We start from the raw sequence: 13,332 nt of genomic DNA on the forward strand, positions 1-13,332 counted from the left end.
GCAGAAAGCACAAGGCCGTGTCACAATAAAGGGGCAGGCCGGTGAATCTGCCGGCGGCCGGCGGCCGGCGGCCTGCGTCGCTATCGGTGGGGCCTGGCGGTCGAGCCGCGCACGACCAGTTCAACCGGCATCACGACCTGCCGAGGCGGGGCGTTGGCGAGGATCATCTCCGCCGCCATGCGGCCCTTGCCGACGATGTCCTGCGCGACCGTCGTCAGCGGCGGCGTCGTGCGCGCCGACTCTGCCGTACCGTCGAAGCCGGTGACCGAAACCGTGCCCGGAACGTGGATGCCGCGCCGCAGCGCCTCGTCGAGCACTGTGATCGCCTGCCAGTCGGACATGGCGACGATCGCCGTCGCATCGCCGCACTGGTCGAACACCACAGCGCCGGCGTCGGGGTCGCCGGGCGTCGTCTCGATGATGGGCATCCGGCCTATGGAGAGACCGGCCTCGGCCAGCGCATCGGCAAAGCCGCCGAGCCGTTCATGATCGAGGGCGAAGCCGGACGCCAGCGCCCTTTCCGTCTCGCCCGGCATGTGCACGATCGCCGGACCCGCCGTGCGGCGGATCGAAAGGATCGCGAAGTTTCGGTGCCCCAGCCCAGTCAGGTGGCGGATCACGGCAAGCGCGCCCTTTCTCCCGTCGGTGCGGATCGAGTTGACGTCGGGGCCGGCATCGCTTTCGACGATGACGAAGGGCAGCCGCCGCCGCTTTGCCGAGGACACCAGGTCGATGTCCGCGCTGTGGCCGAGGATGAAGCCGTCGACGAGCGCCTCGCGTATGCTGGCAATGCGTGTGTCGTCGGTTCCGTTGACGAGGCTGAGCGTCGCGCCGGCCGCATCGCAGGCCTGCGCCGCCCCGAGAACGAGTTCGCGTCCATAGGGGCTGCGGATGACCTCGGCGATCGGATAGGCGCCGGGCGGCATGAAGCCGATGGCGTTGAATTTTCCTTCCTTGAGCAGCCTGCCCCTGGGATCCGGGCCGCCATAGCCGAGCGCCCGCGCGGCCGCCTCGACGCGCTCGCGCAACTCGGGACGGACCAGTTCGGGACGGTTGAAGACGTTGGAGACCGTACCGCGCGAGACGCCGGCAGCGCGTCCGACATCGTCTAGCGTCGGCATTCGTCACCTCTCATGGGCACCGTCCTACGCGAATAATTGGAGCGCTCCAAGAATTTTCTTGACCAGGCGGCATTTTGCGGACTAGATTGTTTGGAGCGCTCCAATTGCCGATTCTCTGCAATTTCGGGTGCCCGCCATCAGTGCATGCTTCCTGCTTCAGTTTGATCGCAAAGCCGTCAGGCTCCCTGCACGAGGAGGAAATCATGGCATCTGCACACCACGCTTCCGAAGCCCTGGTCGGGCAAGCGTTCGATTGCGACTTCGGCGCCTTCGTTCCGCGCCTGACATTCGGCCCTGGGCGCGACCTGAGGATCCAGGCAAAGCTCGGCGATATCGACATCGACCAGGTCGTGAAGGCCGAAATCGAGGACCTGCGCCCCGAAGTGTTCCTGGTGAGTTGGGTCGAGGACAACGGCAACTTCATTGTCCAGGTGCAGGATCATGCGAACCGCATCGTCCACAACCATGCCCGGCTTGCCGACGGCCAGGTGTTCCGCGCGGAGGGCATGCTGCGGCGCGTTCCGGCAGGCTGACAATGGCTGTGCCGGCAGACTGGCGCCGAAAGCTGCGAGACGACCACCGATCACGCTCCCAGGGGAGGACACGATGACCTTCGCCTATGAAAGCCACCTGATTGCCAGGATCCTGCTCAGCATCGCGACGCTCGGCTACGGCCTCGTCACGGTCAAGGCCGACTTCAACGCCACCCATGCCACCAACCCCCGGTGGACGCCGCATGCCCGTTTCCACGTGGTCTGGCAGGTCCTGAGCTATGCCGGCGTCGGGCTGATCTCGCTCGGCCTGATCTGGATCGGCGGGCCGATGCAGACCGAACGGCTGTACCTGGCAGGACTGCTGGGCATCGCGATGTATGGCGGCTTCTTTGCCGCGCTCTTTGCGCGTCCGGTCTATGGCGGACTGCTCTACGATGAGAACGGCTATCTGCCGTTCAAGGCGCCCATCGGAGGCGGCAAATGGGACGTGAACGTCACCGCCTTCACGGCGATGACGACCATCCTGATTCTAGGCCTGATATCGATCTGATGGCCGGAATGCCGGTGGGAGCACCGGCATTCCGCTCGCATCACTCCACCACGACAACGGCTTCTACCTCGAAGAGCATAGGGTCGATCGCGAGTTTCGGCACGGGCACCAAGGTCTGCGCCGGCAGCGAGGTTCCGAACATAGCCTTGACGTTCTCGGTCAGCACGCCGAGCTTCGACATGTCGTGGTCGACCACGAAGATGGTCAGCTTGGCGACCTGCTCCGGCTTTGCGCCGAGCGCATCAAGGGCTGCGCCCAGATTTGCGTAGGCCTGCTTTACCTGGGCCGCGAAATCGGGAGACAGGGCGCCGTTGGCGTCCTGGCCGCCCTGTCCCGAGATGTACGCCACCCTTGCCCCGGCCGGCACGACCGCCGCCGTGCTGTAGCCGTTCGGCGTCGGGTCGTAGAGGTTCTGCGGATTGACGATCGCCGGCTTGAGATCGCCGGCTGCGGCTACCGCGGGGACGCCATTGGTCATGATGAGTATTCCTCCCATAAGCAGTTGCTTGAGTGTCCGTGACATGAGTTTTCTCGTGGCTTCGCCGACCGCCAGAGGAACCTCTCGGCCGGCATGGTTGAATGACGAACGATTTCACCTTAAGACTCGTACGACGTACGATTAGATTGCATCGTACGACGTACGAGTCAATTGGCTTTGTCGGCATTGATCGTCGCCGTCCAACATCGAGGAGCCTAGATGGCAGCAGCCAAGCCCACCGGAACTCAGGGCAAAAGATCCCGGCGGACGCGAAAGGCAGGCCCGTCCGTCGACGACAAGAGCAGCGAGATGCCGCTGTCCCTGGAGCGTATCGTGGCTGCCTCGGTGGAGCTGCTGGACGCCCAAGGAGTCGGTGGATTGACGATGCGTCGATTGGCCGATCACCTCGAAGCGGGTGCGATGAGCCTCTACTGGCACGTGGACAACAAGGAGGAGGTGTTCGGCCTGGCGCTCGACGCGGTGCTCGAATACCGCGCGCCGCAGCATGTGGGCGAAACCGAAAGCTGGCGCGACGATGTCGTGCATATGCTCGAAGACTGGCGCGCAAGCATGCTGCGCCATCCTTGGTCGGCCCTGCTGCTACCGCGCCTGGCGCTTGGTCCGAACATGCTCAATCGCCTTGAACTGCTGAGCAGGGCCCTGTCCAGGGCCGGCGTCGCCGACGCGGATCTGAACGCCGCAACCTGGTCGGTATGGAACCACGTCATGGGCGCCACCATAACCCGCGGCAATTTCGATCGTTCGGACGACGACAGGAATGCCGCACAGATTCGCCTTGCGGAGTTCGGCGAGCGCTACCCGACGATCGAACGCTCCCGTCTGCTGCTGGAGGACGACTGGGACGGGGTTTTCCGAAAGGGGCTCGATCTTCTGCTTGACGGGCTCTCGTCAAGAAAAGGCTGAACGCAGCGGGGCGACGATAGTCTCGGCAAAGCGCAAGCTATCGAGACCGTGAACCGTACCGTACGGTACGGTACGGTTTTTGGTTGCCGGGCTTGCCGTTTCGTATTAATTACGCTGGCCTGAGATGGCCCGCGTGACGGGCCGCCGCATTTCGAGGAAACGCCATGCCTGCCTATCGTTCCCGTACCACCACCCACGGCCGCAACATGGCCGGCGCGCGCGGCCTCTGGCGCGCAACCGGCATGAAGGACAGCGATTTCGGCAAGCCGATCATCGCCGTGGTGAACTCGTTCACGCAGTTCGTGCCCGGTCACGTGCACCTCAAGGATCTCGGACAGCTGGTCGCGCGCGAGATCGAGGCGGCCGGCGGCGTCGCCAAGGAGTTCAACACCATCGCCGTCGACGACGGCATCGCCATGGGCCACGACGGCATGCTCTATTCGCTGCCGTCGCGCGAGGTGATCGCGGATTCGGTCGAATACATGGTCAATGCGCACTGCGCCGACGCGATGGTCTGCATCTCGAACTGCGACAAGATCACGCCCGGAATGCTGATGGCGGCGATGCGGCTCAACATTCCCGCCGTGTTCGTTTCCGGCGGGCCGATGGAGGCCGGCAAGGTGGTGCTCCAGGGCAAGGCGCAGGCGCTCGACCTGGTCGACGCCATGGTGGCGGCCGCCGACGACCGCGTTTCCGACGAGGACGTCAAGGTCATCGAGCGCTCCGCATGTCCGACCTGCGGCTCGTGCTCGGGCATGTTCACCGCGAATTCGATGAACTGCCTGACCGAGGCGCTCGGCCTGTCGCTGCCCGGCAACGGCTCGACGCTCGCCACCCACGCCGACCGGCGCCGGCTGTTCGTCGAGGCCGGTCACCTGGTCGTCGACCTGTGCCAGCGCTGGTACGAACAGGAGGACGCCAGCGTTCTGCCGCGCAATGTCGCGTCGAAGAAGTCATTCGAAAACGCCATGGCGCTCGACATCGCCATGGGCGGCTCGACCAACACGGTGCTGCACATCCTGGCCGCCGCATACGAGGGCGATGTGGATTTCACCCAGGACGATATCGACGTCCTGTCGCGCAAGGTGCCGGTGCTGTGCAAGGTCGCGCCCGCCAAGTCGGACGTGCACATGGAAGACGTGCACCGCGCCGGCGGCATCATGGCGATCCTCGGCGAACTCGACCGCGCCGGCCTGATCAACCGTGAGCAGCCGACCGTGCATACCGCCACGATCGGCGAGGCGATCGCCAACTGGGACATTGCCCAGACGCGCAACAACAAGGTACGCGAGTTCTTCCTGGCCGCGCCGGGCGGCGTGCCGACGCAGACCGCGTTCAGTCAGGAACGCCGCTGGGACGACCTCGACCTCGACCGCGAAAAGGGCGTCATCCGTTCCGCCGAGCACCCGTTCTCGAGGGATGGCGGGCTTGCGGTCCTGAAGGGCAACATCGCCGCCGACGGCTGCGTGGTGAAGACCGCCGGCGTTGATGAGTCGATCCTGAAATTCGCCGGTCCGGCCAAGGTCTTCGAAAGCCAGGACGCGGCCGTCAAGGCGATCCTCAGCAACCATGTCGTCGCTGGCGACGTCGTGGTGATCCGCTACGAGGGTCCGAAGGGTGGCCCGGGCATGCAGGAGATGCTCTATCCGACCAGCTACCTGAAGTCGAAGGGCCTGGGCAAGGTCTGCGCGCTTATCACCGATGGCCGCTTCTCCGGCGCCACCTCCGGCCTCTCGGTCGGCCATGTGTCTCCGGAAGCGGCGAACGGCGGCGCGATCGGCCTGGTGCGCGACGGCGACATCGTCGAGTTCGACATCCCGAACCGAACGGTGAACCTCAAGGTTGCCGACGACGAACTGGCCAGCCGCCGCGTCGAACAGGACAAGAAGGGCTGGAAGCCGGTCGAGAAGCGCAAGCGCAACGTCACCACCGCGCTGCGCGCCTATGCTGCCTTCGCCACCAGCGCCGACCGGGGCGCGGTGCGGATCGTTCCGGAGGAGTGATCCGCCGGACGGGCCTTCGCGAAAAATCTGCACGGGCCGGGGAAAAATTCTCCGGCCCGCGTCACATCCGGCATCGCCGTCTCGTCTTGTCTCCGCAACCGTCTGAAAGGAGATGACGATGTCCGCCAGAATGAACCCCTACCTGAACAACCATGCGCTGGTTAGGCCGCTGATCGACCTTGGCGTGACCGTGCAGGGCTACGGGCTGGAAAAGAGCCTGATGGAACTGGTGAAGATCCGCGCGTCCCAGATCAACGGATGCGGCGTCTGCCTCGACATGCACTCCAGGGAGGCGCGCAAGGAAGGCGAGACGGAGGAGCGCGTGCTGATGCTGTCGGCCTGGCGCGAGACGACGCTCTACAACGAGCGCGAGAAAGCCGCTCTCGCCTGGACGGAAGCGCTGACGCGCCTGTCGGAGAAGGGCGCGCCCGACGACATCTACGACGCCGTGCAGGCGAATTTCAGCGAAAAGGAGCAGGTCGCGCTGACCCTTCTCATCGGCGTCATCAACAGCTTCAACCGGATCGGCGTCGGCTTCCAGGTGCCGCCCATCTCGCAGCAGCGCAAGGCTGCGTGATGGAAGGCGATCCGAACCCCGCGGTCGCGTTCGATCCGCTACGACCCAAGCTTGCGCGGATCGCCTATCGCATGCTGGGTTCGGTCGCCGACGCAGAGGACGTCGTCCAGGACGCGTTCCTGCGCTGGATGGCGACAGACCGGTCGGCGGTGCGGCATCCAGAGAGCTTCCTGCGCCGCACCGTCACGCGCCTCTGCCTCGACCAGTTGAAAGCGGCGCGCAGGCATCGCGAGATCTATCCGGGCGAATGGCTTCCGGAACCGGTGGTGGACAGCGGCGACGACGAGCCCGACGACGTGACTCTGCCGTTGATGATGGCGCTGGAGCGGCTGTCGCCGCTGGAGCGCGCCGCCTTCATCCTGCACGACGTTTTCGGCGTCGCTTTCGAGGAAGTCGCCGAAACGCTCGGCCGTGACGCCGCCGCCTGCCGGCAGCTCGCGGCCCGGGCACGCAGCCATGTGCGTGCGGACCGGCCCCGCTTCGACCTGCCGAAGGAAAAGGGGGCGGAGATCGTCGACGCATTCTTTCGCGCGTCGCGCACCGGCGATACGGCCGCGCTGTCGGCCATGCTCGCCGCCGACGTCTCCGTCCATTCCGACGGCGGCGGCAAGAAACGCGCGGCGATGCGACCGATCTTCGGCATCGAGGACGTCATGAAGCTGCATGGCGGTCTTGCCCGCCTGTTCGCCCAGAAAGGATCGACATTCCTGCGCTACGCGGTCATCAATGGACTGCCTGGTTTTGTCTCGATGGAGGGCGATGACACGCTGCAGACCACCGCGCTCGACATCCGCGACGGCAAGATCGCCGGCATCTACATCATGCGCAATCCCGACAAGCTGAGGCATGTCGAGCGCGCGCTGAACTGAGCCGGATCAGGACCGCTCGATCGAGCGCAGCGCCTCGATGAGCCGGTCGCGATCGGCGGTGAGGCCCTTGTAGTCGAGCTGCTCCTGCTCGAGCGCCAGGATCTGGCCGGCGAAGGAGGCGGCCAGCGCTGCGCGATCCGGCCGCCCCTCCAGGAGGCGCAGCGGGTCGAGATGGATGCGGATGGTGAACAGGATGTCGTTCGAGACGGGCAGCTTCCTGAGCGTCTGCCGCTCGACGCGGATGAACGCACGGGCCGCCGCCTTCACGTCGGGAAAACGGACAGGCCGGCCGGTGGCGCGGTCGATGCGCTCTACGTTCGACAGCGGGTGATAAAGCGCGTCGCCCGCCTGGATCGACCAGTTGAAGCGCTCCACCGGCTGCGCCACCTGCAGCTTGTCGAACATGCGGTCGATCAGGCCGGCGTTGCGGGTGCCCGGGCCGAAACCCGGGACCGGATCGTGGATCGCCGATATCGCCTTGCCGAATTTTTCCGTGAGCTTCCACGATGAGGGAAAGCACAGGGCACCAGCGGCGAGCCGCCAGCCCTTTTCGTCGCGCCGCATCAGGATGAGATCCTCCTGGACGAGCAGGGAGGCCTTGTGTAGCGCTGGCAGGTCGCCAGCTAGCACATCGTCCAGTTCCGGCTGGCCGGCGACGATGAGGCGCGCGCCGTCGCGCCGGTAGCGGTGCGGGTAGCGCTGCGCCAGATGGTCCGCCAGCAGGCCGAGCACTTCGGCCTGCGCGCTCTCCGTGCCCAGTTCGGCGACGAACACCTTGTCCGGATAGTCGGCATGGATGCGCCGCTTCTCGGCGAGCTGGAAGTCGAAGCTGTCGTCGATCTCGATCCAGGTTGCGAGGTCGAGCGGCCTCAACCCGATGGTGAACAGCTTCGATGAGCCGTCATATGGCGTGTGGATAGGGTGTTGGTTCACGGCGGACCTGCCTTGCTCGTCTATCGCGATAGCGTGTCGACCCGGATGCTGCAACGACCGACTGCTAGGCCAGCCGCGCCCGGATCAGGCCCCGCAACGAGTTGCCGACATGGACGGCCCTGGCTGCGCGGAGGTCTGCCGGCGTCAGGATGGCTTCCTTCGCAAGGCCCTGCTCGATCATTTCTCCACGCAGGACGCCGGGCAGCAGGCCGCAGCCGAGCGCAGGCGTCGCCAGAACGGGTTCGCCGATGTCGATGAAGAGATTGGTGATCGCGCCCTCGCAGGCCTCGCCGCGTTCGTTGAGTAGCAGCACCTCATCGGCCTCCTCGTGGGAAAACTCCGAGCGTGCGGCCTCGTAGCCCTGCCGGCGCGTGGTCTTGTGGCGAAGCAGCGGATCGGCCGAGTCCGAGCGTGCCCGCGCGATGCGCAACGTCCATTCCGTGCCCGCCGGCAATGGCACGAACGGCGCAGTGGCAACATTGACCTCGCCATCCCTTGCCAGCGCCAGTCGCACCCTGAGCGGCGTGCGTGCGCCTTCGCATTGCCGCAGCGCCTTTGCGACAGCGTCCGCATCGGCGGCGAAACCGAGCGCATGCGCCGAGGCGAGCAGCCGGCCGAGATGCAGACCCAGCCTGACGAACCCCGCATCGGGCTCCCAGCGCATCGTCTCGATCAGTTCGAAGCCGGCGGCCGTCCCGTCGCGTAGCGTGCCTTCAGCAGGCATTCGGCATATTCCTCCTCGGCCGTCGAATCGAACACCACGCCGCCACCGACATTGTAGACGGCCTCGCCGTCGGGAAAGAGCGTGATCGTGCGGATGGCGACGTTGAAGCGCATGCGCCCGCCCGGCGCTATCCAGCCGATCGCGCCGCAATAGGCGTTGCGCGGCGCGGTCTCCAGTTCGCGCAGGATTTCCATGGCCCGGATCTTCGGCGCGCCGGTGATCGAGCCGCAGGGGAACAGGGCTGCGAACACGTCGCGGATCGAGAGCCCGGGCAGGAGTTTCGCGCGCACCTTGCTGACCATCTGGTGAACGGTCGCGAAACTCTCGATGCGGAAGAGTTCCGGCACGTCGAGCGTGCCGACCTCCGAGATCAGCGAGATGTCGTTCCTGAGCAGGTCGACGATCATCCGGTTCTCGGCCTGGTTCTTTGGGTCGTTGGCGAGGAAGCGCTTGAGCTCCTCGTCCTCGGTGGCCGTGGCGCCCCTCGGGGCGGTGCCCTTCATCGGGTGCGTCTCGATCCAGCCCTCTTCGTCGATCTCGAAGAACAGTTCGGGCGAGCGCGACAGGATGACCGGCCCGCCGAGGTCGACCAGCGCGCCGTACTTGACGGCCTGTCGTTCGACCAGCGCGTCGAAGGCCGACAAGGGATCACCGGTCCAGTTCGCCTCGACCGGGAAGGTCAGGTTCGCCTGGTAGCAGTCTCCTTCTCGCAGATGCCGGTGCACGCGGTCGAAACGCAGCTTGTAGTCGTCGAACGACCAGGTCGCCCTGACGCCGAAGATCGGGCCGTCGCTGCCGGACCGGTCGCGGGGCAGGGGCACTTCGGCCGGACCGTCAAACACGCCCATAACCATCAGGGGCGTGCGCCGGTTGCCGGGTACGATCGGCGCGAGCTTGGGCTCCAAAAGGTAGCCCGCCTCGTACGAAAAATAGCCGGCCAGCCATTTTCCCTGCCCATGCGCCCGCTGCGCGGCTGCGAGTGCCGGTTCGAACTCCTCGACCCTGTCGGCGACGATGATCTTGCGGGGCCGGTCGAACAGAACCTCGTCGCCGGAGAAGTCGTCGCGAAAGAGGATAAAGGGGGATTTCAGCACCGGCGCGGTTCCGCGGCTCGAGCTCGGACGCCTAGTCCAGCGCTTCGAGTTCGTCGATCAGCCCGCCGATCACGCCGAGACCCACCTGCCAGAACTTCGGGTCCGAGGCGTCGAGCCCGAACGGCTTCAGCAGCTCCGAGTGATGCTTGGTGCCGCCGGCCTTCAGCATCTCGAAATACTTCGCCTGGAAGCCGCGTTCGGCGTTCTGGTAGACCGCGTAGAGCGAGTTCACCAGGCAGTCGCCGAAGGCGTAGGCGTAGACGTAGAAGGGCGAGTGGATGAAGTGGGGGATGTAGGTCCAGAACGTCTCGTATCCTTCGCGCAGCCGGATCGCCGGCCCGAGGCTTTCGGCCTGCACTTCCAGCCAGAACTCGCCGATCTTGTCGGACGTCAGCTCGCCGTTCCTGCGCTCGGTGTGGATCTTGCGCTCGAACTCGTAGAAGGCGATCTGGCGCACCACCGTGTTGATCATGTCCTCGACCTTCTGGGCGAGCATTGCCTTGCGCTCGCGCCGGTCCGACGTGCGGTCGAGCAGCGACCGGAAGGTCAGCATCTCGCCGAAAACCGAGGCCGTCTCGGCAAGCGTCAGCGGGGTCGACGCCATCAAGGCGCCCTGCGCGCCGGCAAGTACCTGGTGGACGCCATGGCCGAGCTCGTGCGCCAGCGTCATCACGTCGCGCGGCTTGCCCATGTAGTTCAGCATGACGTAGGGGTGCACCGACGGCACCGTCGGGTGCGCGAAGGCGCCCGGCGCCTTGCCGGGACGCACCGGAGCGTCGATCCAGCCGCGGTCGAAGAAATGCCTCGCGATCTCCGCCATGTCCGGCGAGAAATCCTGGTAGGCCGAAAGCACCGTGTTCTTCGCTTCGTCCCATCCGATCGTTGCCTGCGGCGTTTCCGGCAGCGGCGCGTTGCGGTCCCAGTGGTTCATCGCGTCCATGCCGAGCCAGCGCGCCTTCATGGCATAGTAGCGGTGCGACAGGCGCGGATAGGCGTCGCGGACGGCATCGGCCAGCGCATCCACGACCTCCTTCTCCACGCGGTTGGCGAGGTGCCTGGAATCGGCGATGTCCTTGAAACCGCGCCAGCGATCGGAGATTTCCTTGTCCTTGGCCAGCGTGTTGGTGATCAGGGTGAAGGTGCGCAAGTTCTTGCGGAACGTGGCGGCCAGAGCCTCGGACGCCTGCTGCCTTACCTTGCCGTCGGCATCCTGAAGCCGGTTGAGCGTCGGCTCCAGCAGCATCTCCTCGCCGCCGACATCGAAGCGCAGTTCGGTCATGGTCTCGTCGAACAGGCGATTCCAGGCGCCGCGCCCGGTCACCGACTTCTCGTGAAACAGCTGCTCGATACGGTCTTCCAGCTGGTAGGGCTTGTCTTTCCTGAGGTCGATCACCCACGGCCTGTAGTGGCCGAACAGCGGGTCTGACGCGAGCGCCTGTTCAATAAGCGCGTCGTCGATAAGATTGAGCTCCAGCGCAAAGAAGAGCAGATGCGCCGACGCGTCGGTCATCTTCTGCTGGACGTCGCCGTAGAGCTTGGCGCGCTGCGGATCCGAGGTGTCTCCGGCATAGACGAGGCCCGCATAGGAGGCGATGCGGCCGATCAGTTCCTCCAGCGCTTCGTAGTCGCGCAGCGCCACGCCCAGGCTGCCGGCCGCGCCCTTCTGTGCCTCGGCCGCGAGCTTTCCCTTCCAGCGGGCCTCGAAGGCAATCGAATCGGCTCCGGCGCGGGCGATGTCGGCTGCCAGTTCCGGCGCGTCCATGCGCGAATAGAGATCGCCGAGGTTCCACTCCGGCAGATCGCCGAGGGCCTTGCCCGGGTTCGCCGCGCCGCCCTTGCCTTGCGCTGAGAACTTCCGCATCCGATCGCCTTCCGCTCGAAACGGTGAAAAGTCTAAAGACTTCGTTCACCGGCTTTTTTGAACCGTTGTTTAGAAGCCTGTGCCAAGTTGATCCAGCCACAGTTCGACCCGGCGCCAGACAGGGCTTCAATACCGATCTCTCATGGCAGGTTCCATACTCATAGTCGATGACGATCCGGTCCAGCGCCGCTTGCTGCAGGCGGCCGTCACGCGTTTCGGCTACGAACCGGTGCTCGCGGACGGCGGCGAGGCCGCCCTTGCCACGCTGGATTCGGCCGCGGGTTCGGCGATTTCGGCGGTCGTCCTCGACCTCGCCATGCCCGGCATCGACGGCATAGGCGTGCTCGAGGCGATGCGCGAGCGCGACATGCGCACCCCGGTCATCGTGCAGACCGCCCAGGGCGGCATCGACACCGTCGTCACGGCGATGCGCAACGGCGCCTTCGACTTCGTCGTCAAGCCCGCCTCGCCGGAGCGGCTGCGTACCGCCATCGCCAACGCGCTGAAAGTCGAGGCGCTCGGCGAGGACGCCAGGCGTTCGCGCAAGAAGGCGGGCGCCGTCAGCTTCAAGGACATCGTCACGAGAAGCCCGGCGATGGACAAGGTGATCCGGCTGGCGCAGAAGGCCGCGGGGTCCGACATCCCGATCCTGATCGAGGGCGAATCGGGCGTCGGCAAGGAACTCGTCGCCCGGGCCATCCAGGGATCGGGCGAACGGCGCGCGAAGCCGTTCGTTACGGTGAATTGCGGCGCCATCCCCGAAAATCTGGTCGAATCGATCCTTTTCGGCCACGAAAAGGGCTCATTCACGGGTGCGACCGAGAAGCACACCGGAAAGTTTGTCGAAGCGCATGGCGGCACGCTCTTTCTCGACGAGATCGGGGATCTTCCGCTTGACGTTCAGGTCAAGCTGTTGCGCGCCGTGCAGGACGGCGAGGTCGATCCGGTCGGCGGCAAGTCGACGCTCAAGGTCGATATCCGCCTGATCTCCGCCACCCACCGCGACCTCCTGCAGCAGGTCAAGGACGGCAAGTTCCGCGAGGACCTGTTCTACCGCCTCAACGTCTACCCGATCGTCGTGCCGCCATTGCGCGAACGCCGCGCCGACATCGCGCATCTGGTGCGCCATTTCATGGCACGCGTGACGGCGGGGCGGGGGGGCGCGCCGCGCATCAATGCAATCTCCGAGCGCGCGCTCGCCATGCTCGAGGCCTATGACTGGCCGGGCAACATCAGGCAACTGGAGAACGCGGTTTTCCGGGCTTCCGTGCTGTGCGAGGGCGATGTCCTGACGGAGGAGGAGTTTCCCCAGATCCGCGCCCAGGTCGAGGGATCCGTCGATCTCGGCGGCGACGAATCGGCGCCGGCGCAGACGGCTGCTACGCCGCAGGTTGTCGAGCCGCCCGTCACGCTGCGGCCCTCAGGCATGCTGGAGGCGCTCGACGAGCGCGGAAACGTGCGCTCGCTGGCAGCGGTCGAGCTCGAGATGATCAAGCTCGCCATCGAGCACTACCGCGGCCAGATGAGCGAGGTCGCGCGGCGGCTGGGGATAGGGCGATCGACGCTCTACAGGAAGCTCAAGGAACATGGTATCGATCCTGAAGACGGCAGGCCGAACGGGTCGGCCGCCAGCTGATCGGCCGTCCATGCGCCAGCCGCTCCGCAGCATTTGATTTAAACCCGCGGTTTACCAAGATTCCGGTG

The 13,332-nt window shown here is 65.6% G+C and carries 13 protein-coding genes; 7 read left to right on the top strand and 6 right to left on the bottom strand.

Going from position 1 to position 13,332, the window contains the following annotated elements:
- Positions 1-80: 80 nt before the first annotated feature.
- Positions 81-1,121 (bottom strand): LacI family DNA-binding transcriptional regulator, encoded by a 1,041-nt coding sequence (locus ABUE31_RS00240; RefSeq protein ID WP_367721464.1) that lies wholly within the window; start codon positions 1,119-1,121, stop codon positions 81-83.
- Positions 1,122-1,324: 203 nt separating this feature from the next.
- On the opposite strand from ABUE31_RS00240, the gene ABUE31_RS00245 reads away from it, so the two are divergent.
- Complete coding sequence (locus ABUE31_RS00245) at positions 1,325-1,654, top strand: MoaF-related domain-containing protein (protein WP_367721465.1); 330 nt, start codon at positions 1,325-1,327, stop codon at positions 1,652-1,654.
- Positions 1,655-1,727: 73 nt separating this feature from the next.
- Positions 1,728-2,165 carry a hypothetical protein gene (locus tag ABUE31_RS00250; RefSeq protein ID WP_367721466.1) on the top strand — a complete coding sequence of 146 codons (438 nt, stop codon included), beginning with the start codon at positions 1,728-1,730 and terminating at the stop codon, positions 2,163-2,165.
- 40 nt (positions 2,166-2,205) lie between these two features.
- On the opposite strand, the gene ABUE31_RS00255 is transcribed toward ABUE31_RS00250, so the two are convergent.
- The gene (locus ABUE31_RS00255) at positions 2,206-2,688 is read right to left on the bottom strand and encodes a RidA family protein (RefSeq protein WP_367721467.1); all 483 of its coding nucleotides are present in this window, start codon (positions 2,686-2,688) and stop codon (positions 2,206-2,208) included.
- A 174-nt stretch (positions 2,689-2,862) separates the two neighbouring features.
- Here ABUE31_RS00255 and ABUE31_RS00260 point away from each other — a divergent pair, with 174 nt between their 5' ends.
- The 4 genes from ABUE31_RS00260 to ABUE31_RS00275 all read left to right on the top strand — a co-directional run bounded on the left by ABUE31_RS00260 (position 2,863) and on the right by ABUE31_RS00275 (position 7,016).
- A complete protein-coding gene (locus ABUE31_RS00260; RefSeq protein ID WP_367721468.1) occupies positions 2,863-3,567 on the top strand; it encodes a TetR/AcrR family transcriptional regulator in 705 nt (234 codons plus the stop codon).
- Between the two features lie 164 nt (positions 3,568-3,731).
- Complete coding sequence (gene ilvD / locus ABUE31_RS00265) at positions 3,732-5,570, top strand: dihydroxy-acid dehydratase (protein ID WP_367721469.1); 1,839 nt, start codon at positions 3,732-3,734, stop codon at positions 5,568-5,570.
- A 118-nt stretch (positions 5,571-5,688) separates the two neighbouring features.
- The gene (locus ABUE31_RS00270; RefSeq protein WP_367721470.1) at positions 5,689-6,147 is read left to right on the top strand and encodes a carboxymuconolactone decarboxylase family protein; all 459 of its coding nucleotides are present in this window, start codon (positions 5,689-5,691) and stop codon (positions 6,145-6,147) included.
- Positions 6,147-7,016 (top strand): sigma-70 family RNA polymerase sigma factor, encoded by an 870-nt coding sequence (locus ABUE31_RS00275; protein WP_367721471.1) that lies wholly within the window; start codon positions 6,147-6,149, stop codon positions 7,014-7,016. Before ABUE31_RS00270 ends, ABUE31_RS00275 begins: the two co-directional genes overlap by 1 nt.
- A 6-nt stretch (positions 7,017-7,022) precedes the next feature.
- Here the strand turns inward: ABUE31_RS00275 and ABUE31_RS00280 are convergent, their stop codons facing one another.
- The 4 genes from ABUE31_RS00280 to ABUE31_RS00295 all read right to left on the bottom strand — a co-directional run bounded on the left by ABUE31_RS00280 (position 7,023) and on the right by ABUE31_RS00295 (position 11,628).
- The gene (locus ABUE31_RS00280) at positions 7,023-7,949 is read right to left on the bottom strand and encodes a heme-dependent oxidative N-demethylase family protein (RefSeq protein ID WP_367721472.1); all 927 of its coding nucleotides are present in this window, start codon (positions 7,947-7,949) and stop codon (positions 7,023-7,025) included.
- A gap of 64 nt (positions 7,950-8,013) precedes the next feature.
- Complete coding sequence (locus ABUE31_RS00285) at positions 8,014-8,673, bottom strand: aminotransferase class IV family protein (protein WP_367721473.1); 660 nt, start codon at positions 8,671-8,673, stop codon at positions 8,014-8,016.
- Entirely contained in the window at positions 8,622-9,764 is a 1,143-nt protein-coding gene (locus ABUE31_RS00290) for an aminodeoxychorismate synthase component I (protein WP_367722488.1), read from the bottom strand. Before ABUE31_RS00290 ends, ABUE31_RS00285 begins: the two co-directional genes overlap by 52 nt.
- Before the next feature lie 34 nt (positions 9,765-9,798).
- On the bottom strand, positions 9,799-11,628 hold the full coding sequence (locus ABUE31_RS00295) for a M3 family oligoendopeptidase (RefSeq protein ID WP_367721474.1): 1,830 nt from the start codon (positions 11,626-11,628) through the stop codon (positions 9,799-9,801).
- Positions 11,629-11,770: 142 nt separating this feature from the next.
- On the opposite strand from ABUE31_RS00295, the gene ABUE31_RS00300 reads away from it, so the two are divergent.
- On the top strand, positions 11,771-13,264 hold the full coding sequence (locus ABUE31_RS00300) for a sigma-54-dependent transcriptional regulator (RefSeq protein WP_367721475.1): 1,494 nt from the start codon (positions 11,771-11,773) through the stop codon (positions 13,262-13,264).
- Positions 13,265-13,332 lie beyond the last annotated feature (68 nt).

The organism is Mesorhizobium marinum, from assembly GCF_040813675.1.
In the GTDB taxonomy this organism is placed as follows: domain Bacteria; phylum Pseudomonadota; class Alphaproteobacteria; order Rhizobiales; family Rhizobiaceae; genus Mesorhizobium_K; species Mesorhizobium_K marinum.

What these genes read in the sequence shown, in the direction of transcription:
- ABUE31_RS00270 (WP_367721470.1), top strand. Translation starts at nt 5,689, where the DNA reads ATGTCCGCCAGAATGAACCCCTACCTGAACAACCATGCGCTGGTTAGG.
- ABUE31_RS00275 (WP_367721471.1), top strand. Translation starts at nt 6,147, where the DNA reads ATGGAAGGCGATCCGAACCCCGCGGTCGCGTTCGATCCGCTACGACCC.
- ABUE31_RS00295 (WP_367721474.1), bottom strand. Translation starts at nt 11,628, where the DNA reads ATGCGGAAGTTCTCAGCGCAAGGCAAGGGCGGCGCGGCGAACCCGGGC.
- ABUE31_RS00240 (WP_367721464.1), bottom strand. Translation starts at nt 1,121, where the DNA reads ATGCCGACGCTAGACGATGTCGGACGCGCTGCCGGCGTCTCGCGCGGT.
- ABUE31_RS00285 (WP_367721473.1), bottom strand. Translation starts at nt 8,673, where the DNA reads ATGCCTGCTGAAGGCACGCTACGCGACGGGACGGCCGCCGGCTTCGAA.
- ABUE31_RS00250 (WP_367721466.1), top strand. Translation starts at nt 1,728, where the DNA reads ATGACCTTCGCCTATGAAAGCCACCTGATTGCCAGGATCCTGCTCAGC.
- ABUE31_RS00260 (WP_367721468.1), top strand. Translation starts at nt 2,863, where the DNA reads ATGGCAGCAGCCAAGCCCACCGGAACTCAGGGCAAAAGATCCCGGCGG.
- ABUE31_RS00245 (WP_367721465.1), top strand. Translation starts at nt 1,325, where the DNA reads ATGGCATCTGCACACCACGCTTCCGAAGCCCTGGTCGGGCAAGCGTTC.
- ilvD (WP_367721469.1), top strand. Translation starts at nt 3,732, where the DNA reads ATGCCTGCCTATCGTTCCCGTACCACCACCCACGGCCGCAACATGGCC.
- ABUE31_RS00255 (WP_367721467.1), bottom strand. Translation starts at nt 2,688, where the DNA reads ATGTCACGGACACTCAAGCAACTGCTTATGGGAGGAATACTCATCATG.
- ABUE31_RS00300 (WP_367721475.1), top strand. Translation starts at nt 11,771, where the DNA reads ATGGCAGGTTCCATACTCATAGTCGATGACGATCCGGTCCAGCGCCGC.